We start from the raw sequence: 25,707 nt of genomic DNA on the forward strand, positions 1-25,707 counted from the left end.
AATTTCAATCTTATAAGTAGATGGAGAAAGGTTAAGACTTTTGTTGCTTATCTATATGCATATGCTATTGGTTATAGCTTTTTTAGAAAAAGTAAACTATGGAGGTAATTTCTCACCCGACGTATTGATTTATAATTATATTTTAAATTCTTTGGAGTGCAATATGATAGGATGCATACTTTTAGCAGGTGGGAAAGGTAATAGATTTGGTTCAAAAAAACAATTTTTAGAAATAAATGGTTTAAAGATTTTTGAATACTCTTTAAAAACGATAGAAAGGGTGGAAGAGATAGATTTTGTAGTTGTTGTTTTACCAAAAGAAGATTTGGATATTGAGATAAAATCTTCCAAAAAAATATTAAAGGTCGAGGGTGGTAGCGAAAGACAGTTTTCTGTATTTAATGGCTTAAAAGCAATTGCAGATTGTGATATTGTAGCAATTCATGACTCTGCACGCCCTTTTGCTACTGTAAATATGTTTAGAGATGGAATTAAAAATGTCAAAGCTGGGTGGGATGGTTCTATTACTGCCTACAGGTCTCCGGATACAATAAAGAGAGTGATAAACAATAAGATTATTGAAACTTTAAACAGAGAGGAGATTTATGTAGTTCAAACACCCCAGGTTTTTGATTTTAAAAAGCTCTTAAAAGCTCATGAGTATGCATCAGAGAATAATATTTTAGCAACAGATGATTCAGCATTGATGGAAAAGCTTGGTTATAGAATTACTGTAAATGAGGGCAGTTTTTTTAATTTTAAGATTACTTATTTAAAGGATTTAGAGATGGTTGAGTGTTTTATCAAAGGTGAAAAAGTGAAGAGTTAACGGCTTACGAGCAGCCCCCAACTGCCTGATTGAATAATGAAAGATAAAAAGCAAAATTTTCATTTAACTTGTTTCACTTACTTCTAAACTCTTAACCATGCCAACCCGTCAAAATATTACTTTCTAGTTTGATCTACATAGAGAGTGTTCCAAAATTCCCGTAAGCTTACCTTTCCGTGTCATTCCGAGGCTGTAAGGTCGAAGGATCTCGTTTTTGATTTTTTGATTTGAAAAGAAAATTATGAGATTCTTCGCCGGCTGCAGAATGACGGTTTGAATTTTTGGAACACCCTGGATCTACATAAAACTTATGCGAGCCAACCTTATAAAAAACCAAGCTTATTAAAACTTAAAAAAATTCTGATATAATTAGATAAAACAAAACCCAGAAAGGATTTTAACCTTGAATGATATAATCCAGCAAATAATCTTTACTGGTAGAGTTTTGCATGAGTTAAAACTCGTATCATCCCACGGTGGAAATCTTAGCATAAAAGATGGAGAATATCTTTACATCACAAAAACAGGAAGGATGGCAGGCTTTTTGACAGAAGAAGATATTATAAAACTTCCAATCCACCAAGAAACAAAGCAAGATAAAGAAGCATCGATAGAGCTTATCGTCCACAGACAGATCTATAAAGACAATCCAAGCATAAATGCAGTAGTCCATGCTCATCCAATTACAGCCACAGCCTTAGGCTACTTTCTAAGAGAATTCATACCAATGGATATAGAAGGAGAATTATTCATAAAAAAAGTACCAATCTTAGAAGTAGAAAAACCATCAGCATCCTTAGAGCTTGCTATTGGGTTAAGTAAATTATTTCAAGAAGGTTATAAAATCTGCATAGTCAAAAATCACGGCTCATTTTCAACGGGAAAAACCATCAATGAAGCGTTAAAATATACATCAACCTTAGAAAACTCAGCGGAGATATTCTACAAATGGATGACTCTAAAAAAGATGCAGTCATAAATCACTATCTAAATAAGTTTAACATCCTTCCTACTCAGCTAAACCCAAAAGAAAGAGAATTTTTAGAGTCTTTAACCGAAAAATATGAACTTCAAGATATCATCGAAGCAATCAACTTGCTTGAAAAAAGACCGAAAAGTTTAAAAACTCTTGAAAAAGAATTGATTAAACATCTAAAAGATTTATCATTTGTCAAGCATAAAGAAATTGAAAATAATCTTCAAACTAAGCCACCGGAAAATAAAGAAACTCCAAAGCCTAAAGCCAAAGTTTTAAATTCTAAATCTTCCTTGCCTGAAAAATGGAGTTTATTATTTGATAAATACAGCATTCCTGAAAGTATTGTAAATATCTCAAAGCTTGAAATGTTAAACGACTATCTTAAAAATGTCTACTTATCCGACCTTGTAGCTGATTATCTGCTAAAAAATTTACCATCTGAAAAATTAAGCAAATACATAAAAAAAGCAGAAAAACATTTTTCAAAAATAAACTTAACAGAATCAGAAAAGGAAGAAGCCTATAAAATTTACATTAAGTATTTGATTAAAAAAGATTTAAAAATCTTATTTTAATATTTTGGCACGGTTGGGTCTATTTCGTCAGACCAAGCTAAAATGCCGCCTTCTACGTTTTTAACACGGGTAAATCCGTGTTGCAACAGCCATAAAGTAGCCTGAAGACTTCTGTTTCCACTTCTACAAAATACATATATATCCTTATCTTTTGGAAGGCTGTTTATAACTTTTGGAAGACTCATAAGTGGAACAAGCATCGCATCTTTCTCTTTAATTCTTGAAAAAGCGTATTCTTGCGGTTCTCTAACATCTAACAATATAAAATCTTCACCTTTATCTATCTTTTCTTTTAACTCTTTAACGGATATATGTATTTTTTTGTACGTCTCTTTGTCTAAGTACATTCTTATCTCCAATTTTCTTATTTTGTAAATTATTATAATATTTTAATATTCTAAATACAAAATCATGATGATAAAAGTCATTTCTAATCATATTGAGAGTGCTGTAAAAAATTTTGTAAGCCTACCTTTCAGTGTCATCCTGAGGCTGTAAAGCAGAAGGTTCTCTTTTAAAAAGTGAGAAGAAATGAGCGAGAGGTAAAAGGATGAAGATTCTTCCCACGGCTGAATAATGACGATACTGGTTTTTTCAAGCAGTCTCTATTCGTCATAGTTAAAATCGTAAATTTTCTGTTATAATTAAAAATAAAAACCTAAGAAGGTGCTGGATGTTTAAGCTTTTTACGATTTTATTCATAGTCATATACTTTTTTTCTTCCATTAGCTTTTGGGTTTATTTATATACAAAAAACTCTAAATACCAAAAACTCGGCTATTCTTTCTTTGGAGCTGGGTTTACACTTCAAATTTTAGTATTCTTATTAAGAACCTATGAAATTAAAGCCTTGCCTTTAAACACTTTGGAAGAACTTTTAAGCTTTTTAGCAATTATTATATCAGCTGTTTTTTATGGGTTTTCCTTTGTTTACAGAAAAAAATTAATAGAGTTTGGCTCTCTGATCGCTCCTTTGGTTATGTTTTTGACTGCTTTTTCTTTGCCTTTACACTCAGAAGCTCAAAATATCTATAACAACATCTGGTTTTATCTTCATGTGGCATCTTTGATTTTATCTTACGGATTGATAGTTTTTTCTTCTATTGCTGCAACTTTATATATTCTTACAGATAGAGATTTGAAAAATAAAAAACTAAACTCTTTTTTTGTCTCTAAATTTTCTTCTTCTTTAACATTGATTCAAAATCTTGAGTATAAATCTGTCATTTTAGCTTTCATATTTTTAAGTCTTGGATTAATAGCATCTTCTATATGGACTGCTATTTACATAGGTAAACATTGGACTTGGGATATAAAGCAGACAATGTTATTTTTACTTTGGATTTTTTATGGTTTTATTTTACATACAAGAATCATTAAACAGATTAAAGGTAGGAAAGCTTCTTATTTAACATTAATCGGTAGTTTATTTGCTTTTATAGTATTTTGGCTTATAGGCCATCCAACTTTTTAATAGTGGTCGCTTTCTAAGTCATAAGATTTAGTTTGACTTGGTTTTTCTTTCTCCGAGTAAATCAGTACATACTCTGCTAATTTTCTTGCTTCTTCATAAGGAATGTTAAAAGGTGGCATATATGCAAATCCTGGCCAGTTTGATGGATTTGGTTTTATGATAAGTTTTGCGACTTTATCAATAGCTTGCTTACTTTTTCCATACCTTTCTCTTATCTCTTTAAAAGAAGGTGCTGCAAGTCTTTCTGTTGGTGAGTGACAAGAACCACATCCATACTTTTTAAATAAAGATTTTCCGTCTTCCGCAAAAGAAATGTTTGATATTAGAAGTATCAATAAGATTGAAATATTTTTTGAAAATTTCATGACAAAAGAAAATCAGGGGGCTGCTGCCCCCATTTTTAGAATTACTTGTGTGAAAGAATGAATTGTGCTAATGCTTTTAATTCATCGTCTTTCATAGCTTTTGTTGTGTTGATTTGTGGCTTCATTACAGCTTCTTTAGCTGGGTCAACGATAGCCTTTCCTTGTCCTTTTAAGAACTTGATAAGGTCAGCTTCTTTTCCAGCGTAAGCACCTGCAATTTTCTTTAAAGCCGGTCCAACTGTGTCCTTGTCAGCTTGGTGGCAAGCTGTACATCCTTTTTGTTGGAAAAGAGCTTTTCCGTCAGCCGCAAATGAGCCAGCAGCTAATACTGCTACTGAGAGTGCAGATAAAACTAACTTCTTCATGCTTCATACCTCCTATTAAAAATTTTCATTTAATAATCTAACCTATTCTAAATACTCTGTCAATTACAAATTTTTAATTTAACTTTAATTTTTAATTACTCAAAAACCATGCCAAAATAAAATGTTAATCTGTTAGCTTTTCCATAAGCTTAGATTTTTAATTTTGCAATTTTTCAAAAAAGTTTGCAAAAGTTTTTAAAGATTGTATATTTATATTAGTAGGGGATGATACCTTGAGAGAGAAATTATGTGGTTTTTATATAATTTAAAAAAGGAGATCCTTCGGCCTCAGGATAACAGAGAAAGGTTGAATGATAAGCATCAAAGGAAGGATAACCTTATTTGTCATTCTGAGCGAAGCTAAGAATCTCATTCTTTTATTGAATTTTTTACCCGACTATATTTATATAGGATGATTTAAGTCATAACAAAATAATAATGATTACTGATAAGATTGATTAAAACTTTTAAAGGGAGGTGTATCACATGGAAGAAAAAGTAATCTTAGTAGGTCAGCAAGTACCGGATTTTGAGATGGAAACTTACGACCCATCAACAGGGAAGTTTGGAAAGTTCTCTTTGGCAGATGCTAAAAAAGAAGGAAAATGGACAATTTTATTCTTCTATCCGGCAGACTTTACATTTGTATGCCCAACAGAATTAGCAGATTTAGCTGAAAAGTATGAAGAATTAAAAAAACTTGGAGCTGAAGTTGTTTCTGTTTCTACGGATACAAAATTCGTTCATCTTGCATGGCAAAGAGATGAAAAATTACTTGCAAACGTAAAATATCCGATGGGTGCAGACCCAACAGGAAAAATTTCAAGAATGTTTGGAGTATATGACTGCAATACCGGTTTAGCTTTAAGAGGAACTTTCATCATCAACCCAGAAGGAAAGCTTGTATCTTCTGAAGTTAACTTCTACAACGTAGGAAGAAATGCAGATGAGCTTGTAAGAAAGATGAAAGCTAACGCATACTTAATGTCTCATCCGGACGAAGCTTGCCCAGCTAAATGGGAACCAGGTAAAAAGACATTAAAACCATCTGAAGAGCTTGTAGGACACGTTTACGAAGCTTTACAAGATTAATAATATATATGGGGGCTGTTTTTCGCCCCCTTATACAAACAACCATGATATTTAAACTAATTAGATATACACCACAAAAAATAGAGATAGAAATTACAGAAAATCAAGTAATCCAAATATTCCCTATAGAACTTACAGAGCATCCAAATTTTGGTATAATCCAAAGATTTTGGAAATCAGAAAATCAAACTTATAGCATAGATAATTCTGATGCCTCACAAATTTTAGACCTATCGACAACAAAAATATATAAAAGATTAAAAGACGATGTTATGTTAGATATTTTAAACAAAGAAGAAAAGCTAAAAATTGTGCTTATTTACAATAATACAGAGGATGTTTATGATCTGATTAAGTTATATCCTCAATAGATTTTCCTTTTGCTTCAACGCCAAACTTAGACCATATAAAAAATCCTGCAAAACCTACAAGCCACAGCATACTTAAACCTAACACGCTCAATTTATAATCTATAGTTGCAAGATAGGTTAGTATTGGTGGAGCTAGCATTCCGGAGATTCTTCCAATGACAGATAAAACACCGATAGCAGTAGCCCTCAAATAAGAAGGATAAACCTCCATCGCAGACACATAAGCAACGCTTGCAAAAGAGTATGCAACCAATGAATAAACAAAAACTGTAGTATAAATATCCTGCGATGTTAAAAAGAAAAAAGATGTTAAGAAAGAAAATAAAGCTACGGTCGTTCCTGTTATTTTTCTACCAAGTTTGTCAGATAAAAAAGATACAACTATACCACCGATTAAACCACCAATGCTTGCAGTTAGTAAAAGATTTGGAATTTCTTTTGTAGGAAGATTATACTGATTTGTAATTACCAAAGGTAAGATAGTAATAAATCCATAGTATGTTGTCAAAATTGTAAAACTCATAGCCGTTCCAAATAAAAACCTTCCTCTGTACTTTTTAAGAATAATCTTCACTGCATCTAATAAACTACCCTCAAATACAGGAATTTCGCACTGTTTGTTTATTGGCTTTACATGATATTTCTTTTCTAATTTAAATACAATCTCTTCGGCTTTTTCTATTAGCCCCTTTGATATTAGCCATCTTGGAGATTCTGGAATGAAAAATCTTATAAATACTATCAATATTGCTAAACTACCGCCAAATAAAAACGCATACCGCCAAGCTTTTTCTTCAGGAAATGAAGACAGTAGATACATTCCAACCAAAGAAGCAAAAATACTTCCAAGATTCCATGATGCAGTTATAAAACCATCAACCCTTCCCCTAAATCTTGATGGAATAAACTCATCTATCGCCGAATGGATAGCAGAAAACTCACCGCCAAGTCCAAATCCTGTGATAAATCTTAAAAGTAATGCAATTTCAAAAGAGTTAGCAAAACCCGTTAAAAATGTTCCAAGAGAGTATAAAAGCAGGGTTATGAAAAATATTTTCTTTCTTCCGAACTTGTCAGCTAAATAACCAAAAATAAACGCTCCAACCAAAGCACCAATTAAAAAACTACTAACAAGCCAAGATGATTGAAAAACAGATAGATTTAAAGATTTAGCCATAGACTTTAAAACTACGCTTACAATTACAACTTCAAAAGCATCTAATATCCAAGTGATGCCAAGAGCTATAACAAACTTAGTATGAAACCAAGTCCATGGAAGGTTATCAAGCCTACAAGTTAAATCTGTTTTTATGTATCTCATTTGTTATCTTTCTTCTTCAGAGCTTGTTTGATAAGATTTCTCCCGGGATTTTCCTGCATACATGACTTATACGCACACATTCTACATAAAATGTCATTTGGATTATATCCTTTTGAATATCCATTTTTTATTACTTCTTCCGGTAAACTTTCTATTTCTCTTTCTAAATCTTCTTTTTTTATCATTTAGATTTCCTGTGTCTTTAATATTTTATTCTATTTTAGAATAAGGAAAATTACTTAAATTATGAGATTCTTCACAATAAGATTTTATGTCATTTACTTAAATCGTTTACTTAAAGCATGGCTTGAAACAAACTCGGAAAATGCAGTTAACAAAAGAAGTGCGAATTTAACAATAACTTATTACAATAGTATAGCCAGGAAAAGATTCAGTAAAAGCAGAAGATTTTTAGTATATTTACAAAATGACGAATGAGGAGAATTTTTTCATCTATAATATTTTGTTAAGGAGGTTAAAAATGCAAGAAAAAAAGCTTTGGGGTGGAAGATTTTCTGAGAGTACAGATGCTTTTGTAGAAGAGTTTACGGAAAGTATATCTTTTGATAAAGAGCTTGCTTTATATGATATAAAAGGAAGCATAGCCCATGCAAAGATGCTTGGAAAGCAAGGAATTATTCCACAAGAAGATGCTGAAAAGATAATAAAAGGCTTGCAAGAGATAGAACAAGAAATAAAAGAAAACAAAATTGCTTGGAAGAAAGAGTTTGAAGATGTTCATATGAATATTGAGAAAGCTTTAACAGATAAGATTGGGGAAGCGGGCGGAAAGCTTCATACTGGAAGGTCAAGAAATGATCAAGTTATTACAGCTTTTAGGCTTTATTTAAAAGAAAATACACAGGATATAATAAATCTTTTAGAAGACTTGCAAAGAAAACTGTTAGAAAAAGCAAAAGAATATATTGATATTGTAATGCCGGCTTATACTCATCTTCAAAGGGCACAGCCAATAAGGGTAGCTCATTACTTTTTAGCATACTTAGAGATGTTTCAAAGAGACAAAGAAAGATTTATTGATAATCTAAAAAGAATTGATATGCTACCGCTTGGCAGTGGAGCTGTTGCCGGCGTAGATTTTCCAATTGATAGAGAGTATGTAGCAAAAGAGCTTGGATTTAGTCAGATTATGAGAAACTCTATTGATGCAACAAGCAGCAGAGATTTTGCTTTGGAGTTTTTATCTAACTGTGCAATCTGTATGGCTAATATGTCAAGATTTAGTGAAGATATGATAATATACTCATCTTCTGAATTTTCTTTTGTAGAGCTTCCTGATAAATTAACAACAGGTTCATCAATAATGCCCCAGAAAAAAAATCCCGATGTACTGGAGCTAATTAGAGGAAAAACTGGACGAGTTTATGGAAATTTGGTTTCTCTTTTAACAGTAGTAAAAGGTTTACCTCTTGCCTACAACAGAGACTTGCAAGAGGATAAGGAGCCGGTTTTTGATAGTGTAAAAACGATAAAAGGTTCAATAATAGGAATTGCTAAGATAGTTGAAGGTTTAAAGATAAATAAAGAAAAAACACAGCTTGCAGCAGGTGGTTTTGCACTTGCAACAGACTTAGCTAACTACTTGGCTGAAAAAGGTGTACCATTTAGACAAGCTCATCATATTGTAGGAAGCATAGTTGGATATTTAGTAAATCAAGGAAGAGAGCTTGAAAGTATAACCTTAGAAGAGCTAAAACAGTTCAGCCCTCTCTTTGAAGAAGATGCTTTAAAACTTTTATCTCCTTTTGTAGTGGCAGACAGAAGAAAATCTTTTGGTGGAACGGCTAAAGAACAGATTTTATTTCAAATAGAATATTGGGATAAAATATTAAACAAATGATTATTTTTATTGGATTATTATACATTGGTTGAGAAATTAGCGGTTTTTGTAGAATTTAAAAAGAGATCCTTCGGACTTCATCCTCAGGATGACGAAGAAAACTTGATAATCATATACTTGACTAGGGGCAACTTTATTCGTCATTCTGCAGCCGGCGAAGAATCTCATGCTTTTAATAAATTTCTCACCCGACGTATACTAAACAAATGATTATTTTTATTGGATTATATTTACTATCTCTTGTAATCATAGCTTTAGTATCAAAGAGACTTATATCTTCTGAGAAAGATTATCTTCTTGCAGGTAGGTCGCTGCCTCTTTCTTTGTCTGTTTTTGCATTATTTGCAACATGGTTTGGCTCAGAAACGATTCTTGGAGCAACTCAGGAAGTTTTAGAAGGTGGATTTATAAAAGTAATAGAAGAACCTTTTGGCGCTGCCCTGTGTTTAATTTTGGCAGGACTGTTTATTGTTAAGCCATTGTATAGAATGAATCTTCTAACTTTTGGAGATTTTTTTAAAGTAAAGTATGGTGAGAAGATAGAAGTTTTAGCATCGTTTTTTTTGATAATATCTTACTTTGGATGGATAGCTGCTCAGTACGTAGCTTTTGGATTGGTCTTAAAAACTATCACAGGTTTAAATTTAGAAATATCAACATTTATAGCTTTTTTGATTTCGCTTTTTATGACGTTTTTTGGTGGCATGTGGTCTGTTGCTTTAACAGACTTTATTCAAACAATTGTAATTCTTATAAGCATCTTTTTTATTTTTGGAGAAATTTTAATCAAAGCAGGTGGATTGCAAGCGTTAGAAAAAATACCAACAAGCTACTTTAAAATCTTACCGGATTTAGACATAAAAAGTATAATTCTATACATAGTTGCATGGATTACCATTGGACTTGGATCTCTGCCAGGACAAGACCTTTTTCAGCGTTTTATGTCATCTAAATCTGAGGATGTAGCTTATAAGTCTTCAATAATAGCCGGATTTATGTATCTTACAGTTGCACTTATTCCACTGATTACTGTTTTAGTCATATACTTTAATTTTGGATTTAAAACAGATAAAACTTTGCTTGATTATGTATATTTAAATACTTCTCCAATTACAAAGTATCTATTTTTTGCAGGTCTTTTATCTGCTGTATTAAGTACGGCAACAGCTGCAATTTTAGCACCATCGGCATTGTTAAGCGAAAACATTATAAAAAAATTTTTTAATCATTTATCAGACTTAGCTTTGTTAAATATAACAAGATTGTCGGTCTTTCTGGTTGCTTTAATATCTCTTTTGTTAGCATACTCCGGAGAAACGATTTACAACTTGGTAGGGTTATCGTCTGTTTTAACTCTCGTGTCGTTGTTTGCTCCGTTTATATTCGGACTGTATTGGAAAAAGGCTAATTCAAAAGGAGCCTTGGCATCAATGGTTTTAGGGTTTTTGGTATGGTTTATCTTTTATTCTTTTCTTAAAGAAGAAGAACTTGGTATTTTCTTTGGCTTTATTGTAAATATTTTAGCTATGGTAGTTTTTTCTTTGATCAAGATTTAACAGAAATAACTTTATTATCATACTCAACTATAGCCCTTCTTCCGCAATTCTTACATTTTACATCATCAAAACCATAACCATTGATTACTAAAATCACTTTCTTGTTTTCTTCACCACATTTACATAAGAAACTTACTTCTTTAAAATCAACTTCTAACTTTTCTAAAGTTTTCATCTTAAACACCTCCTATAGTTTTGCTATTAATATACACAGAAGGCGTTAAGGGAATATGAAGGTTAGGTTAAGATTATGTAAATTAAGATGCTGTGTTGTGTCATCCAACAACGAAATAAAAGATAGTATTCTAAAATTTTTAGAAGTTGTAGAATGTATATGTAGATATAACCTTACCTTTGGCTGTCATCTTGAGACCGTAGGATCTCTTTTTTGATTTTTTTGACTTGAAAAGAAAAATAGGAGATTCTTCGCCGGCTGCAGAATGACGATGTGGATTTTTGCAAGCAGTCTCAGTGGAAATTAAAACCTGTCATTCTAAAGCAGTGTGAGCTTGTAAATTTTTGCTTTTAAATTTTAACTGCCCAAAGATTTTGAATTTCTTGTCCCTGGATATTTATAACCTACTTCTTATAAAGCTTTAATATGGCCGAAAAGTCTAAATCCTCCAATCCGTTTTTTATTGCAAGACCGTACATTTCTTTTACAGATGCCATACTAAAAGAAGAAAGCTTAAAATCTTTAAGTAGATCCTGTGCATAATGAAGGTCTTTATAAATTGCTTTTATAGAAAAATGCGGAGAAAAATCCTCTTTTAAAAGTTTTTCTTTCTTAACATTCAAGATATAAGAATTGCCTGCGCCAAGTTCTAAAATTTTTAAAACAGTTTCTTTTGAAAATCCAATACATTCACCGATGCCTACAGATTGAGATATAGCATCCATAAATATTCCAAGAACAATATTGTTTAAAAGCTTTCCATAGGTGCCATTTGGAACAGGTCCAAGATAAATTTTTTCTTTTGTAAATAGTTTTAAAACATCTTCAGCTTTCTTAAAAGCTTCTTCGTCACCGCCAATCAACATTACCAACTCACCTTTTAATGCCGGTATCACAGACCCAAGAACCGGAGCATCAAGGTAGTAAGCTCCTAAGCTTTTTAGATTTTCATAAGCTTCTTTTACATAGTTATAATGATTAGTGGTTGTATCTACTACTATTTTGGATTTTATATCTCCTTTAACTAATCCATGTTCACCAAATATAACTTCTTTGGAAGCTGAGGAATCAAAAACATTAATGACAATAATCTCTGTTTCTTCTAAAAGCTGATAAGGATAATCTACAGTTTTAAAATCTTTTACCTTTGATTTAGTTCTGTTATATACAATAACTTCTACACCACACGAAGAGAGCCTTTTTGCTATTGAAGAACCAAGGTTGCCAAATCCTATGAGTCCTACTTTCATTTTAAAACTCCTTTTATCTTAATAGAGATCTTTCGGCTTTTACAGCCTCAGGATAACAAAGAAGGACCTCGTTCTAAAACCGGTTAAAAAATCTTATACTTTATTTAAATTTTTCAGCCAAGATTCCTACCTTACCAACATTCTTAATCTATTTTGTGCGTCTTGTTCCCATCCTCTTCTGCCATCGGTAAGTTTTAAAGCTGTAGCAAGGTTGTTGTATGCGTTTTGTCTGTCTCCGATGCTTTGATAGCTCACACCAAGGAAGTAGTAAAGGTCTGGATTAGAATCTATTAAATTTTTAGCATTTTCTAAAACTCTTATACTTTCTTGATAGTTTCCAAGCTTTGTTAAAGAAGCTCCCATTATAAGCTGCGGCATAAAGTACATTCTATCAATGTTATATGCTTTTAAAGCATCTTCATAAGATTTTTTAAAGTCTTTAAGCTGATAGTAAACATAAGCTCTGTATGTATATGCAACATTGTTTTCGGGATATGTTTTTATAGCTTTATCTAAATTTGTTATTGCAACGGCTAAATTTTTATTTTTTATGTTGTCTCTTGCATTTTCGACGTATTTATAACTGTCTGAAGTTAAGACAAGACGCTTTTTAATCTCTTGAAATTTTTCACTGTCTTTTTTAGGAGTAATTTGTCTGGATATTTTGTAGCTATTAGCTGAGAAACATTCTGTATTCTTTCTTCCGGTAATGGGTGAGTTAAGAGCCATGCAGGAGCCTGGGTTTTTTCCATTTTTTTAAATTTTTCAAAAGTTGCAATTAAACCTCTTGGGTCGTAGCCTGCTTCGTAAGTAAACCTAACACCTAAAGCATCTGCTTCTCTTTCTTGGTCTCTGCTATACTTTAATTGTAAAAGACCTGCCGATACTTGTGCAAGTTGCATAATGATTTGTTGATACTGAGATTGGGAAGTTGCTACAGCTAATATATTTAGAAGTATGTTTAGTCCGTAGGTTTTTTCTAAAAATTTTGCATGGTGTCTTGCGTTAATGTGTCCAAGCTCGTGTGCTATTACTCCGGCAAATTCTGATTCGTTATCAAGGGTGAGTAATAATCCTCTATGAATAAAGACAGGACCACCCGGCAGTGCAAAGGCGTTTACTTCCCCTGAATTTACTACATAAAACTGATAGTCTACTTTTCTGGGTGTTATTGATGCTAATTTATACCCAATGCTTTTAACATATTCTTGAACTTCTCTATCTGGATACAGTCCATCGTTTTCATTTATGGCTTGTGGAACAACCTTTTTACCAATTGCTATTTCTTCGCTTTCTGGCAAAAGTGTTAGAGTTGGCTTTCCTGTTAACGGATCTTGAACTTGAGCGCAAGAAATTACAAAGAAGAATCCTATTATCAAGGATTTGAAAATCTTCTTCATTTTACTACCTCCCACAAATCTAACAATAAAAGATCTACCTCTTAATAAATATACCAAAAGTATGAGATTCTTCGCCGGCTTCAGAATGACATATAAGGCTATCCTTTTTCTGATGCTTGTTATTCAACCTTTTCCTGTCATCCTGAGGACGTAAGTCCGAAGGATCTCTTCTTTTAAAAAATGAAAAAAAGGGGATTCTTCGCCGGCTTCAGAATGACAAGGTTGAATTTTACAAGCAGTCTCAAGGTTCACTTATTCAATTAGTAAAATCTCGCCAAGACTTTAAATCTCCCTATCAAAAAGGATAAACCTTACCTTTTCTCCTGCTTCTATTTGATGAATATCTTTATCAACAAAAACCAATGCGTTAGCACTTACCATACTTGTAAGCATGTTAGAAGCTTGTTTACTAAATGGTTTTACGTAAAAATTATCTTCTTTGTATTCAACATATGCTCTTATAAATTCTAATCTATCTGCACTTTTTCTTTTAAAATCTTCTGTTAAGATTCCTGTGAATATCTTATTTTCTGGATTTTGATATCCCATCATCTTTTTTATGGCTGGTTTTACTAAAATCTCATAAACCACCATGGAAGCAACAGGATTTCCTGGAATTCCAAAGAAGATTTTTTCACCCTCTCCTCCCCATGTACCAAATGCAACCGGTTTACCCGGCTTTATTGAAACTTTCCAAAAGTGAATATCTACATTCAACTCTTTTGATACAAAGTCTTTAACAAGGTCATACTCACCAACAGATACTCCGCCCGTTGTAAGTAATACATCGCAGTTTTTAGCCCATTTTAATTTTTCTTTTATATCCTCTGGATTGTCCTTAGCAAAGCCTATGATTGTTGGGATAGCTCCTGTCTCTAAAACTTGTGTATAAAGTGAGTATGTGTTTGATGTTCTTATTTGAGATTCTTTTGTGATGTTTTCTCCTATATCTAAGATCTCGTCTCCTGTTGTAATGATTCCAACTCTTGGAACTTGTTTTACATAAACGGTTGCTTTATTTACAGAAGAGAGAACTCCAATTTCAGCAGGTCTTAACCTTTTTCCTTTTGGAATTAGTAAATCTCCGGCTTTATAGTCTCCGCCTTTTTCTCTGATGTTTGCACCTTTTTTTAATTCTTTAAGAATGAATACAGTGTTTCCTTCCACTTTTGTTAATTCTTTTTGGATTATTGTGTCTGCACCTTCTGGAATTAATGCTCCTGTGTATATTGGAATCGCAGTACCTTTTTCTAATTTTGGCGGTAAATCTCCTGCTTTGCTTTCACCGATGATTTTTAAAGGAACTGGATTATCCTCAGATGCTCCGATGATGTCTTCATGTCTTACAGCAAAGCCGTCCATACCGCTGTTATCAGCAGGTGGATTGTCTCTGTCAGCATATATATCTTTTGCTAATATTCTGTTTAAAGCCTGATGTATAAAAACTTTTTCATTTCCAAGTGGTTTAGTTTTTTCCAAAACTATCTTTAAAGCCTCTTCATATGTAATCAATTTTAAACTCCTGCATGGATTTCTTGTAATGATTTTACTGTTAATCCTTTTTCTTTGTACGATTTTATTGCCATGACAGCAGCTTGGGCACCCCTTACAGTTGTAAAGTATGGTGTTTTTGTTGCAACTGCCGCCCTTCTAATATAGTATGCATCAGACCTTTCTCTTTTACCGGAGGGTGTGTTTATGATTAAAGCTATTTCGTTGTTCTTAATTCTATCAACGATGTTTGGTCTTTCTTCTGAAAGCTTGTTTACAAGATTAGCTTCTATGCCATTTTGTGTTAAGTATTTATAAGTTCCCGTTGTTGCATAAATATTAAATCCAAGATTTTTAAGCTCTTTTGCAATATCTAAAATGTAAGGTTTGTCCTTGTCTGCTACTGATATAAACACATTTCCTTTTTCTGGTAGTATTTGTCCTGCTGCAGCCTGTGCTTTCCAAAATGCAAGACCAAGGTCTTCATCAATGCCCATCACTTCTCCTGTGCTTTTCATCTCTGGACCAAGTAATGGGTCTACTTCCGGAAATCTATTCCAAGGGAAAACTACTTCTTTAACTGCAAAGTATTTAAAGTCTTTTGAGTGGAAATCTGTTGCCGGATGTGGGTCTTTTATCTGGAAAACTTCCGGAACGATTTCTCTTAATTTTTTGCCAATCATAACCTTTGATGCAATCTTGGCAAGTGGATATCCGATAGCCTTACTTACAAATGGAACTGTTCTTGATGCTCTTGGGTTTGCTTCAATAATGTAAATTTCATTATCCTTTATTGCATACTGTATGTTTATAAGTCCTATCGTATTTAAAGCTTTTGCAAGCATTCTTGACTGCTCTTTTATCTTAATTACTACCTCATCCGGAAGTGTGTAATGTGGAATGCAAGTAGCACTGTCTCCTGAGTGGATGCCGGCTTCTTCTATATGCTCCATCACTGCACCAACTAAAACATCCTCTCCATCACAAACACAATCAACGTCAACCTCTATACTTCCATCAAGGAATTTATCTATAAGAATTGGTCTGTCTTCTGTAACCATGACAGCTTCTTCTATGTATTTTAAAAGCTCTTCCATGTCATAGACCAATCTCATAGCTCTACCGCCAAGGACGTAAGAAGGTCTTACAAGGACTGGAAAACCTATTTCTTGGGCTACTTTTACAGCTTCATCCTTTGATTTTGCTATTGCACTTTCTGGCTGTTTTATTCCAAGCTTTATGATTAAATCTCTAAATCTTTCTCTGTCTTCTGCAATGTCTATACTTTCTGGAGATGTGCCAAGAATCGGTATATTTAATTTTTCTAATGGTTTTGCAAGCTTTAACGGTGTTTGTCCTCCAAACTGAACAACTACACCAAATGGTTTTTCTTTTTCTATAATGTTTAAAACATCTTCAAGTACAATAGGTTCAAAGAATAACTTGTCAGAAGTATCATAATCTGTTGATACAGTCTCTGGATTGCAGTTTACCATTATAGCCTCATATCCTTCTTCTCTTAAAGACCAAACACAGTGAACGCATGCATAATCAAACTCTACACCTTGACCAATTCTATTTGGACCACTTCCAAGAATGATTATTTTCTGCTTCATAAAGCCTCCATCTTTTTAAAATCTTCAATAAGCTCTTTCATGTGAGTAAACCTATGATTTCCGCCCGGATACATCACAACATGAAAACCGTCAAAATATTTTGCTGTTTCTTTACTGTCTAAAAGTTCATCCTCTTCATCAAGATATACGTAAACAAGATTTTTTAAACTTAATAAATCTTTTACATAAAAGTTTTTTAGACTTTCTAAATTTTCTTGAGAAAAATAATACTCTTCACCGGTTTTAAAGTTTTTTTGAGGTCCGACTTGCTTTTGTAAAGATTTGTATGGGTCTATTGATGGGTTTATCAAAACCGCTTTTATTTTAAACTTATCTGCTAAATATAAAGCATAAAATCCACCAAGGGACGTTCCAAAGATATAAAGTTTATCTTTATCTTTTATTGAATCTGTCAAAAATTCTAATAACTTCATTGCTTTGTCGGGTTGATAAGGTAATGTAGGAGCTATGATGTTTTCCGGACCAAAGGCTTCTTTCAGATGGTTTATTTTATCGCCATAACCGGCAGAGTTAAATCCATGAATGTACAAAATTTTCATCTCTAAGACACCTCAGATTGATTTAATATATTTTACAATATTTGAAATTTAAAAATATTCAAGAGATCCTTCTGACTTCGTCCTCGGAACAACACGGAAAGGTAGGCTTGCAAGAATTTTGGAACACCTCGGTCCTTAAGATACTGATAGAAATGTATCTTGAGAGACTAAAAGGGTGCAAGGGTTCTCCCTTGAATATTCTAAACCTTTGTCAGAGTCTAACGCTGAGTTAGGTAAGCATGGATAGATATTTCGCTATACGTGGAATATTTGTTTAATGCAAAGGAAAACTCTTAAGATTTCTATAGCATCTTATACATCAACTTGAAAAGTCATGTTTTTTAATGTAAACTTTTCTGTAAAATTGGGTTAACGAGAGGAAATAATGGAAATTTTAAATAATCTTGCAGAGAGAGTAATATCCGGAGAAAAGCTTACAAAAGAAGAAGGGCTTCAGATTCTATCTATTCCTGATGAGTTAGTAATGGAGCTTGTTGAAGAAGCTTCAAAAGTTAGAGAGTATTTTTTTAAAAATCAGATGGAGTTTTGCAGTCTGATAAATGCTAAAAATGGAGCTTGTACAGAAGATTGCTCATTTTGTGCCCAATCTTCACATTATAAAACACCCATCAATGCTTATGGATTAGTTAGTAAAGATGAGATGCTTTCAGGTGCAGAAAAAGCTGTTGCTATAAATGCTAACAGATACTGTATAGTTGTTAGTGGAAGGAGAGCTTCCAAGGAAGAAGTAGATAAAATAGCAGATGCTGTAAAGGAGATTAAAAAAAGTTATCCAATAAAAGTTTGTTGTTCACTTGGAACGATCGATGAAGAAGATTTAACTAAGTTAAAAGATGCAGGAGTAGATAGGATAAATCATAATTTAGAAACATCTGAAAGATATTTTCCGAAGATTGTCTCTACTCATACCTGGAAAGAAAGGTATGAAACGATTAAAAAGATTCAAAAGGTTGGTTTATCTACATGTACCGGTGGAATTTTTGGTATGGGAGAGTCTGACGAAGACATTGTAGATTTGGCAATGACTTATAGAGATTTAAAAGTAGATTCAATACCGTTAAATTTTTTAATCCCAATTCCCGGAACACCTCTTGAAGATAAACATAATCTAACACCTTTAAAATGCTTAAAAATTATTGCGTTGTTTAGATTGTTTAATCCAAAATCTGAGATTAGGTTGTGTGGCGGTAGGGAGCTAAATTTAAAGGATTATCATGATGTTGCTTTTGAGATTGCTAACTGTCTTATGGTAGGGGGTTATTTAACAAGAGCAGGAAGAGAACCAGGTAAAGATGAAGAAATGGCAAGAAGATTAGGAAGAGAACTTATTAAAAATGGTGCAAGTTTTAGTGTGAGTAAATAATTTAAGCGAGATTGTTCCAAAATTTTTAATGTATAAGTTAAAAGAAATAGAAAGAAATACCTTGGGGTGAGAAATTGGCGGTTTTTATATTATAAGAATTTTAAAAAGAGATCCTTCGGACTAAAGTCTTCAGGATAACGAAAAAACTTGATAATCATAGGCTTAACTAGGGGTAACTCTATTCGTCATCTTGAGGACGTAGGCCGAAGGATCTCCTCTTTTGATTTTTGACTTGAAAAGAAAAATAGGAGATTCTTCGTTTCACTCAGAATGACGATGTGGATTTTTACAAGCAGCCTCCCTCCATAATTTACTTTTTCTAAAAAGCCATAACAAATAGCATATTTATATACATGAGCAATAAAAGTCTTAACCTTTCTCCTTCTGATTTTGATTTTCTAAATAGATGCCGAGATCGAATAGAGGATGAATTAGGAATCTGGCAAGTGTAAGAATATTAGATATCAGAGATTTTTTGAAATAGTGTAAAATAAAGATTGGAGTTTTGCATTTTTACCTCCTTGGCGGAATTTCTGCTATTAAAATTTTAACTACCACCAAGGAGTTTTTTTAGGAGGTGCTCAGGCAGTTACTATTTTCTGTAAAAAAGTGTAAAAAAGCGTATATTGATAATATAAAAACAAATGGCGTAAAATTGTAAATTGTAAGAAAAGAGAGTAATTAAAGATGACAACACTCCAATGCCTGCTTGAATTTCAAAATACGCAAGATAAAAAGATAGTATTAGATTTAATGCGTAGATTTTCATCTGCTATGAGATATGCATACCAGAGATTGTTAGAGGGCGAAAAAGAGAAAGATTTAAAAAAACAACTATCAAAATTATTTGGCATAAACACAAGATACTCGGGCGATGCTATACTTTTAGCACGATCTACTATCTCATCATGCGAAGAAAGACAGCAAAATCCAAAAAAGCTTATATTTGGCTCAAGAAAAGTATTTGAGCAACTAAAGAGAAACCATTTAACAGGAAAAAGAAGAAAAGAGTTAAAAGCAAAATGGAAAGAAAGCAGGCAGGGAAATTTATACTCAAGAGGAGATAAATCTAAACAAGGAAATCTGAATTTAAGGTTTGAGTGGATAAATGATGAATTGTATTTAAGAATAAATACAGGAAATAGGCAACACATCTACGCAAGAGTAATTAGAGATGTTAAAAGAAAAAATGACAAATGGATAGATTTTATGTTTATGCTTGAAAATGCATACAAATACGGAGAATGGTTTCCGTATAGTGTTAGATTAAAAACAAAGAATGGCAAAATATATGCTTTTATATCTATCGAAGAAAAAATACCACCCATTACAATCAAAAAAGACAACGGAATAATAGACATAGACTTAAACGCATATCCATTTCATCTTGCATTAGCTTTTACAAGTAAAGACGGAAATTTAGCGAAATACGAAAGAATTGATTTAAACGAATTATTAGAAGCAACCTCAGAAAAAAGACAGTATTTAGAATGGCAAATAGCACATAAAATAATAAAGATAGCAAAAGAAGAAAAGAAAGCTATTGCTATTGAGAATTTAGAGAAACTACCAAAAGGCAAGAGAGGAGATGGGTTTGCAAAATTAAGAAGAAGGCTACAAAAATGGAGCTATAAGAGATTATTAGAAAAAATAGAAGTTTTAGCAAGAAGAAATGGAATAGAAGTAAGAAAAGTCAATCCTGCATATACATGGGACTATGACACTTCCAAAATACCGCCTGTCAGGGTCGGAAGTGTCTGAAATGGCGGACTATAAATACCCTGACCCAAACTGTGCAAACTGATACACTTTTTCACGTTTCACGTTGAACGTTGAACGTTTCACGTTTTTACAGTTTTGTACAGTTTGGTTGACCAGGAGAATTTGAATTTAGGAGTAATTGGTGCAGGCAGTTGGGGAACTGCATTAGCCCAGGTTCTTAGTGTCAATTTTGAAAATGTCTTTATCTGGGATATAGACAAAGAAGTTTTAGATAGCGTTAAAAATTCAAACATAAATGTAAAATACCATCCGGATATTAAGCTAAATACAAACATTAAGCCAATCCATGATTTACAAGAATTGATAAACAAAAGTGATATTCTCATCGTAGTAATTCCTACCCAGTATATTAGACAGACACTATCAAGAGTAAAGATAGAAAATAAGCCGGTAATCTCTGCATCAAAAGGAATAGAAATAGAAAGTCTAAAGCTTGTGTCTGATATCATAGAAGAAAGTCTCGGTACTGATAAAAAATATATATTTGCTTTATCCGGTCCATCATTTGCAAAAGAAGTAATAAAAGGACTACCAACGGCCGTTGTCTTAGCCGGAAATACAGAAATAGGTAATAAGCTTTTAAGTTATTTAAATACAAAGACTTTTAGAGTATATCTTTCTGATGATTTGGTAGGTGCAGAAGTAGGAGGAGCTATTAAAAACGTGATAGCAATAGCTACCGGGATTAGTGATGGACTTGGTTTTGGGAATAATGCAAGGGCAAGTATAATTACAAGAGGCTTGTATGAAATCAGTAAAATAGTAAAAATATATGGTGGAAATCCACAAACAGTTTACGGACTATCTGGACTTGGAGACTTAGTCTTGACTGCAACGGGAGAATTATCAAGAAATAGGACGTTTGGAATGCTTATTGGTCAAGGCTACTCGGTAGAAGAAGCTTTAAAAAAGGTAGGTCAAGTTGTAGAAGGTTATACAACAGTGAAAGCAGTTTATGATATAAAAAATAAATATAACATTGAGCTACCAATATCTTATCAGGTTTATAGAGTTCTTTATGAAAATCTAAATCCAAAAGATGCTGCCATGGAGCTTATGAACAGAGGATACAAATTTGAATTTATGGAGGAAAACAAATGATAGATAAAGATTTTTTACCGGAAGAGAAGAAGATTACCTTAGGCTTGGCTTTTATCTTTGCACTAAGAATGCTTGGACTATTTTTAGCTTTACCGGTGTTAAGTATTTACGCTAAGAATATGCCAGGTTCAGATGCATTTTTGGCAGGTCTTGCAATAGGTGCTTATGGTCTTACTCAGGCTATTTTTCAGATACCATACGGGCTTTGGAGTGATAAGATTGGTAGAAAGCCAATCATAATAACAAGCACAATAATATTTATTCTTGGTAGCTTTTTGTCAGCCTATGCTGCAAGTATAGAAAATATACATCTTTTAATCATTGGTAGATTTTTGCAAGGTATAGGGGCTGTTTCTTCTGTAGTTATTGCACTTCTTGCTGATATGACAAGAGAAGAGATAAGAACAAGAGCAATGGCTACTATCGGTGCATCTATTGGTATGGCGTTTGCTTTTGGTATGGTATTAGGACCACTGATTGCTTCTCATTTTGGTTTAGCTGGCATATTTACATTTACAGGAATACTTGGTCTAATTTCTCTGCCCTATATAATCTTTGGAATAAAAGAGCCTCCTGTAGTTAAACACCATGATGATGCAGAGTTTACATCTTCATATTTAAGTGTCGTTTTAAAAGATAAAAATCTTCTAAAAATGGACTTTGGAATGTTTGTATTACATATGACTTTAACGGCGGTATTTACAGCAGTTCCTATTATCTTTGCACATCAGCATACGATTAACGTAAAAGATTTATGGAAAATTTACTTACTTATGTTTTTTGTAGGATTAACTATAATGGTTCCATCCACAATAATTGCCGAAAAGAAAAACAAGATAAAAGAAGTTAAAATGCTTGGAATTTTAGTGTTGATAGTTTCATTTATAATGTTTTTAATGTTTAAAAATAACTTTTATCTTACAGTTTTAGCGATTGTTGTCTACTTTACCGGATTTATGATGTTGGAGCCAATCATGCCATCGTTGATGAGTAAGTATGCAAAACCACATGTTAAGGGAACAGCTTCTGGGGTGTTTAACACTGCTCAGTTTGTTGGTGCTTTTGTTGGAGGTGCTGTTGGCGGTTATTTATTAAAATTAGATGATTCAGCAAACTTTAATTTTATATTTTTAATCATACTAACCGTTATTTGGCTTGGCTTGGTTTCTACAATGGAGATGCCTAAGAAAAAAGAGGTTTTAAATAATGATACCAATTAAAGATGATGTACCTACAAGGTCATTCCCATTAATAACTTTACTTTTGATAGGTTTTAATGTAGGTGTTTTTCTTCATGAAATGAGTTTGTCCGATGAAGAGCTCGAAATATTTATTAGAACTTACGGACTTCTTCCTCTTGACCTTATTCACTTTAATCTTTTAAATTTTATAACACATATGTTTATTCATGGAAATATTGCACATATTTTTGGAAACATGCTGTTTTTATGGATCTTTGGCAATAATGTTGAAGATGCACTTGGAAAATTTAGATTTTTAATATTGTATTTTATGTCCGGGTTTGCTGCTGCAATACTTCAATCTGCAGTTGCTATATTAGTAGGAGACATAAACATACCTATGGTTGGAGCATCAGGAGCAATTAGCGGTATAATAGCGGCTTACGGAAAGCTTTATCCCTTTGCAAGAGTTTATGCAGTAATTCCACCGTTTATATTCTTTATCTTTGCTCTTCCTGCCTGGTTTTTTATAGGTTATTGGTTTGTTATTCAAGTTTTATCAGCCATGTTTATTCCAACATCTCTTGGCGGTGTGGCTTGGTATGCCCATATTGGTGGATTTCTTGCAGGTTGGTATCTAATAGATAATCTATATCCAAGAGCTAAAAAAATTGTGATATATACGAGGTAAAACAATGAAAAAATTTATTTTTGGACTCGGATTTTTATTAACATTGATAAGCCCATCTTTCAGTTCTTCTCAAAATGATTATGCTTGGATGGATAAATACTATCTTGTAGCAAGGTTTACACCATATGATCCATCTTTACTTCAAAAAATGGATTTGGAATTATCTCCAAAACAGATTAAACTTATAAAAGCTGAGTATGATAAATACTTTCCAATAATGCTTGGAAAAGCAAGAATTTTAAAAGATAAAGAGGCAGAACTTACAGATACAGTTTATAAATCTAACGACCCACAGAAAATAAAAAATCTTATTATAGAAATAGCAAAGTTAAAAACAGAGCTTACGGTTTTAGATATAAATTTATTCAAAGCAGTTCAATCTATACTAAACAAAAGTCAAAACGAAAAGTTTATCAAATACTTAACATCGGGCAGCATGTGATGGAAGTAATTACAAATCCAAGACAAATGCAAACTTTGATGCTATCTTTAAAAAGGCAAGGTAAAAAAATAGGCTTTGTTCCAACGATGGGCTATCTTCACGAAGGGCATCTGTCTTTAATCAGATGTAGCAAAAAAGAAAATAATATTACAGTCGTTAGTATATTTGTAAATCCAATACAGTTTGGAGCAAACGAAGATTTTGGAAGATATCCAAGAGATTTTGAAAGAGATAAAAGTCTTTGTGAAAAAGAAAATGTAGATTATATATTCTATCCAAGCTATGAAGAAATGTATCCTGACGGGTTTCAAACTTATGTTGAAGTTTCAGAGCTTTCAAAAGGTTTGTGTGGAGATTTTAGACCGGGTCATTTTAAAGGTGTGGCAACAGTTGTAGCAAAGCTTTTTAATATAGTTTGTCCAGACAATGCATACTTTGGAAAAAAAGATTTTCAGCAACTTAAAGTTATTCAAAGGATGGTCAAAGATTTAAACTTTCCGGTCAATGTAGTTGGCTGTCCGGTTGTAAGAGAGCCGGATGGTTTAGCTATGTCTTCACGAAATAAATATCTATCGACTGAAGAAAGAGAATCGGCACTTTATATTAATAAAGCATTGTTTGAAGCAAAAAGAATGTTTGAAGATGGAATAACAGACCCAAATCTTATAAAAGAAAGAGTAAGACAGATAATATCCCAAGCAAAACATCTAAAAGAAATTCAGTATGTAGAAATCGTTGATAGTAATACATTAAAGCCGGTAGATAAAGTAAAAAAATCAGACGTGTTGGCAGTAGCGGTATATATAGGAAATACAAGGCTTATTGATAATATTGAATTTTAAAGATGATATCTTAGGTGAGAAATTTTATATAGAATTTTGAAAAAGGAGATCCTTCGGCCTACGGCCTTAGATGTTCTATGTTAAATGTCGAGTACAAAAATTTTCATCAAATGGTCTTCTACTTTTTAATACACCAATGCCTGCCTTAATAACTTATGTGCTACAGCTACTAATGCTAACTTTTTAGCTTTACCTTTACTTATTAACCTTTCGTATAATTCTCTACAGTATTTGTTAAACCTTATTGCTGATAATGCTGCCATGTATAGCATCTTTCCTGCATATAGATTTCCCATCTTCTTTATCTTGCCACTTTTCTTTACACTTGATCCACTTTCATATGGACTTGGATTTAAACCAGCAAAGCTAGCTGCTTCCTTTACACTTTTAAATCTTTTAAATCCTCCAAATATTGATATTACTACTCCTATAACCCTATCACTTACACCAGGTATACTTTTTAAAAGTTTGTACTCCTCTTGAAAATTCTTCTTAGACAATTCTTTTATCTCTTTCTCAAGCTCTTTTATGCTTTTTTCTATTTTTCTGATTAGCTCATCGTAATATTCCAAGTTCTCTTTCAATTTTTTCATCGGTACATGACTTAATGATTCTCTTTTATTTCTTAGCATTGTAAGCTGATGCTTTAAGTCTTCTAATATCTTTAGTTTTACTTCTATTTCTTTTTCTACATCTGGTTTTGGTTTATAAAGCTCTCCATCGAAAAACGTTCTTCCATATTCTGCTGTTGTAGTATGAATCAGCTTTATATGTTTTGACTCTTGACATTTTAGCTTCCATAAACTTCTTTATTGAAAAAGGATTTACTACTTCTCAAACTCTACTGGGTCAGATTTAACTTCAAAAGTTTCTTTCTTGTTATCATACAATACTGTTGCAGTAAATGATTTTTTAGATACATCTACTCCTACGACAATTTTATAGTTGTTCATAAAAGCACCTCCTTTCATAAAATACTTGACATGAGAGAAACTTCCTGATAA

The 25,707-nt window shown here is 32.7% G+C and carries 26 protein-coding genes and 2 pseudogenes; 15 read left to right on the forward strand and 13 right to left on the reverse strand.

Annotated features, from left to right (window positions below; all coding sequences use genetic code 11):
* Positions 1–163: 163 nt before the first annotated feature.
* The 3 genes from ispD to Q0929_RS01490 all read left to right on the forward strand — a co-directional run bounded on the left by ispD (position 164) and on the right by Q0929_RS01490 (position 2,383).
* A complete protein-coding gene (gene ispD / locus Q0929_RS01480) occupies positions 164–829 on the forward strand; it encodes a 2-C-methyl-D-erythritol 4-phosphate cytidylyltransferase (RefSeq protein ID WP_299237818.1) in 666 nt (221 codons plus the stop codon).
* A 403-nt stretch (positions 830–1,232) separates the two neighbouring features.
* On the forward strand, positions 1,233–1,808 hold the full coding sequence (locus Q0929_RS01485) for a class II aldolase/adducin family protein (protein WP_299237819.1): 576 nt from the start codon (positions 1,233–1,235) through the stop codon (positions 1,806–1,808).
* Positions 1,778–2,383: a hypothetical protein gene (locus Q0929_RS01490; RefSeq protein WP_299237820.1), complete on the forward strand. Its 606-nt coding sequence runs from the start codon at positions 1,778–1,780 to the stop codon at positions 2,381–2,383. The genes Q0929_RS01485 and Q0929_RS01490 overlap by 31 nt, the downstream gene beginning before the upstream one ends.
* On the opposite strand, the gene Q0929_RS01495 is transcribed toward Q0929_RS01490, so the two are convergent.
* Positions 2,380–2,730, reverse strand: a complete 351-nt coding sequence (locus Q0929_RS01495) for a rhodanese-like domain-containing protein (protein WP_299227734.1) — start codon at positions 2,728–2,730, stop codon at positions 2,380–2,382. The two genes, Q0929_RS01490 and Q0929_RS01495, sit on opposite strands and share 4 nt — an antisense overlap.
* A gap of 326 nt (positions 2,731–3,056) precedes the next feature.
* Here Q0929_RS01495 and ccsA point away from each other — a divergent pair, with 326 nt between their 5' ends.
* On the forward strand, positions 3,057–3,857 hold the full coding sequence (gene ccsA, locus Q0929_RS01500) for a cytochrome c biogenesis protein CcsA (RefSeq protein WP_299237823.1): 801 nt from the start codon (positions 3,057–3,059) through the stop codon (positions 3,855–3,857).
* Here ccsA and Q0929_RS01505 read toward each other — a convergent pair.
* Both Q0929_RS01505 and Q0929_RS01510 read right to left on the reverse strand, forming a co-directional pair.
* Positions 3,854–4,222, reverse strand: coding sequence for a c-type cytochrome (locus Q0929_RS01505; RefSeq protein ID WP_299237824.1), 369 nt, complete (start codon positions 4,220–4,222; stop codon positions 3,854–3,856). The genes ccsA and Q0929_RS01505 overlap by 4 nt on opposite strands.
* Before the next feature lie 41 nt (positions 4,223–4,263).
* Positions 4,264–4,587 carry a c-type cytochrome gene (locus Q0929_RS01510; RefSeq protein ID WP_299237825.1) on the reverse strand — a complete coding sequence of 108 codons (324 nt, stop codon included), beginning with the start codon at positions 4,585–4,587 and terminating at the stop codon, positions 4,264–4,266.
* 486 nt (positions 4,588–5,073) lie between these two features.
* On the opposite strand from Q0929_RS01510, the gene Q0929_RS01515 reads away from it, so the two are divergent.
* Complete coding sequence (locus Q0929_RS01515) at positions 5,074–5,679, forward strand: peroxiredoxin (RefSeq protein WP_299227748.1); 606 nt, start codon at positions 5,074–5,076, stop codon at positions 5,677–5,679.
* A gap of 8 nt (positions 5,680–5,687) precedes the next feature.
* Positions 5,688–6,050 (forward strand): hypothetical protein, encoded by a 363-nt coding sequence (locus Q0929_RS01520; protein WP_299237826.1) that lies wholly within the window; start codon positions 5,688–5,690, stop codon positions 6,048–6,050.
* Here the strand turns inward: Q0929_RS01520 and Q0929_RS01525 are convergent.
* Positions 6,031–7,371 (reverse strand): MFS transporter, encoded by a 1,341-nt coding sequence (locus Q0929_RS01525; protein WP_299237827.1) that lies wholly within the window; start codon positions 7,369–7,371, stop codon positions 6,031–6,033. The genes Q0929_RS01520 and Q0929_RS01525 overlap by 20 nt on opposite strands.
* Positions 7,368–7,556, reverse strand: a complete 189-nt coding sequence (locus tag Q0929_RS01530; protein ID WP_299237828.1) for a hypothetical protein — start codon at positions 7,554–7,556, stop codon at positions 7,368–7,370. The genes Q0929_RS01525 and Q0929_RS01530 overlap by 4 nt, the downstream gene beginning before the upstream one ends.
* 296 nt (positions 7,557–7,852) lie before the next feature.
* Between Q0929_RS01530 and argH the strand changes: the two genes are divergently transcribed.
* Both argH and Q0929_RS01540 read left to right on the forward strand, forming a co-directional pair.
* Complete coding sequence (gene argH, locus Q0929_RS01535; RefSeq protein WP_299237829.1) at positions 7,853–9,232, forward strand: argininosuccinate lyase; 1,380 nt, start codon at positions 7,853–7,855, stop codon at positions 9,230–9,232.
* A gap of 206 nt (positions 9,233–9,438) precedes the next feature.
* Positions 9,439–10,788: a sodium:solute symporter family protein gene (locus Q0929_RS01540; RefSeq protein WP_299237831.1), complete on the forward strand. Its 1,350-nt coding sequence runs from the start codon at positions 9,439–9,441 to the stop codon at positions 10,786–10,788.
* Here the strand turns inward: Q0929_RS01540 and Q0929_RS01545 are convergent.
* The 7 genes from Q0929_RS01545 to Q0929_RS01575 all read right to left on the reverse strand — a co-directional run bounded on the left by Q0929_RS01545 (position 10,778) and on the right by Q0929_RS01575 (position 17,280).
* Positions 10,778–10,963 carry a hypothetical protein gene (locus tag Q0929_RS01545; protein WP_299237832.1) on the reverse strand — a complete coding sequence of 62 codons (186 nt, stop codon included), beginning with the start codon at positions 10,961–10,963 and terminating at the stop codon, positions 10,778–10,780. The genes Q0929_RS01540 and Q0929_RS01545 overlap by 11 nt on opposite strands.
* 404 nt (positions 10,964–11,367) lie before the next feature.
* Positions 11,368–12,213: an NAD(P)-dependent oxidoreductase gene (locus tag Q0929_RS01550; RefSeq protein ID WP_299237833.1), complete on the reverse strand. Its 846-nt coding sequence runs from the start codon at positions 12,211–12,213 to the stop codon at positions 11,368–11,370.
* A gap of 126 nt (positions 12,214–12,339) precedes the next feature.
* On the reverse strand, positions 12,340–12,924 hold the full coding sequence (locus tag Q0929_RS01555; RefSeq protein WP_299237869.1) for a CDC27 family protein: 585 nt from the start codon (positions 12,922–12,924) through the stop codon (positions 12,340–12,342).
* Positions 12,807–13,613, reverse strand: coding sequence for a M48 family metallopeptidase (locus Q0929_RS01560; RefSeq protein WP_299237834.1), 807 nt, complete (start codon positions 13,611–13,613; stop codon positions 12,807–12,809). The genes Q0929_RS01555 and Q0929_RS01560 overlap by 118 nt, the downstream gene beginning before the upstream one ends.
* A 282-nt stretch (positions 13,614–13,895) precedes the next feature.
* A complete protein-coding gene (gene glp / locus Q0929_RS01565; protein WP_299237835.1) occupies positions 13,896–15,125 on the reverse strand; it encodes a gephyrin-like molybdotransferase Glp in 1,230 nt (409 codons plus the stop codon).
* Between the two features lie 2 nt (positions 15,126–15,127).
* Positions 15,128–16,720, reverse strand: a complete 1,593-nt coding sequence (gene carB / locus Q0929_RS01570; RefSeq protein WP_299237836.1) for a carbamoyl-phosphate synthase large subunit — start codon at positions 16,718–16,720, stop codon at positions 15,128–15,130.
* Complete coding sequence (locus tag Q0929_RS01575; RefSeq protein WP_299229118.1) at positions 16,717–17,280, reverse strand: YqiA/YcfP family alpha/beta fold hydrolase; 564 nt, start codon at positions 17,278–17,280, stop codon at positions 16,717–16,719. Before Q0929_RS01575 ends, carB begins: the two co-directional genes overlap by 4 nt.
* A 385-nt stretch (positions 17,281–17,665) precedes the next feature.
* On the opposite strand from Q0929_RS01575, the gene bioB reads away from it, so the two are divergent.
* The 7 genes and pseudogenes from bioB to panC all read left to right on the forward strand — a co-directional run bounded on the left by bioB (position 17,666) and on the right by panC (position 24,703).
* Positions 17,666–18,664, forward strand: coding sequence for a biotin synthase BioB (gene bioB / locus Q0929_RS01580; RefSeq protein ID WP_299237837.1), 999 nt, complete (start codon positions 17,666–17,668; stop codon positions 18,662–18,664).
* 687 nt (positions 18,665–19,351) lie between these two features.
* A pseudogene (locus Q0929_RS01585) lies at positions 19,352–20,374 on the forward strand (IS200/IS605 family accessory protein TnpB-related protein); the annotation flags it as partial.
* 174 nt (positions 20,375–20,548) lie between these two features.
* Positions 20,549–21,547 carry an NAD(P)H-dependent glycerol-3-phosphate dehydrogenase gene (locus Q0929_RS01590; RefSeq protein WP_299237838.1) on the forward strand — a complete coding sequence of 333 codons (999 nt, stop codon included), beginning with the start codon at positions 20,549–20,551 and terminating at the stop codon, positions 21,545–21,547.
* Positions 21,544–22,767, forward strand: coding sequence for an MFS transporter (locus tag Q0929_RS01595; protein ID WP_299237839.1), 1,224 nt, complete (start codon positions 21,544–21,546; stop codon positions 22,765–22,767). Before Q0929_RS01590 ends, Q0929_RS01595 begins: the two co-directional genes overlap by 4 nt.
* Positions 22,754–23,419 carry a rhomboid family intramembrane serine protease gene (locus tag Q0929_RS01600; protein ID WP_299237841.1) on the forward strand — a complete coding sequence of 222 codons (666 nt, stop codon included), beginning with the start codon at positions 22,754–22,756 and terminating at the stop codon, positions 23,417–23,419. Before Q0929_RS01595 ends, Q0929_RS01600 begins: the two co-directional genes overlap by 14 nt.
* 4 nt (positions 23,420–23,423) lie before the next feature.
* Entirely contained in the window at positions 23,424–23,861 is a 438-nt protein-coding gene (locus Q0929_RS01605) for a hypothetical protein (protein WP_299237842.1), read from the forward strand.
* A complete protein-coding gene (gene panC, locus Q0929_RS01610; protein ID WP_299237843.1) occupies positions 23,861–24,703 on the forward strand; it encodes a pantoate--beta-alanine ligase in 843 nt (280 codons plus the stop codon). The genes Q0929_RS01605 and panC overlap by 1 nt, the downstream gene beginning before the upstream one ends.
* A 75-nt stretch (positions 24,704–24,778) precedes the next feature.
* Here the strand turns inward: panC and Q0929_RS08930 are convergent.
* Positions 24,779–25,656: pseudogene (locus Q0929_RS08930) on the reverse strand (transposase).
* Between the last annotated feature and the right edge of the window lie 51 nt (positions 25,657–25,707).

The organism is Sulfurihydrogenibium sp. (genome assembly GCF_028276765.1).
Taxonomy (GTDB): Bacteria; Aquificota; Aquificia; order Aquificales; family Hydrogenothermaceae; genus Sulfurihydrogenibium.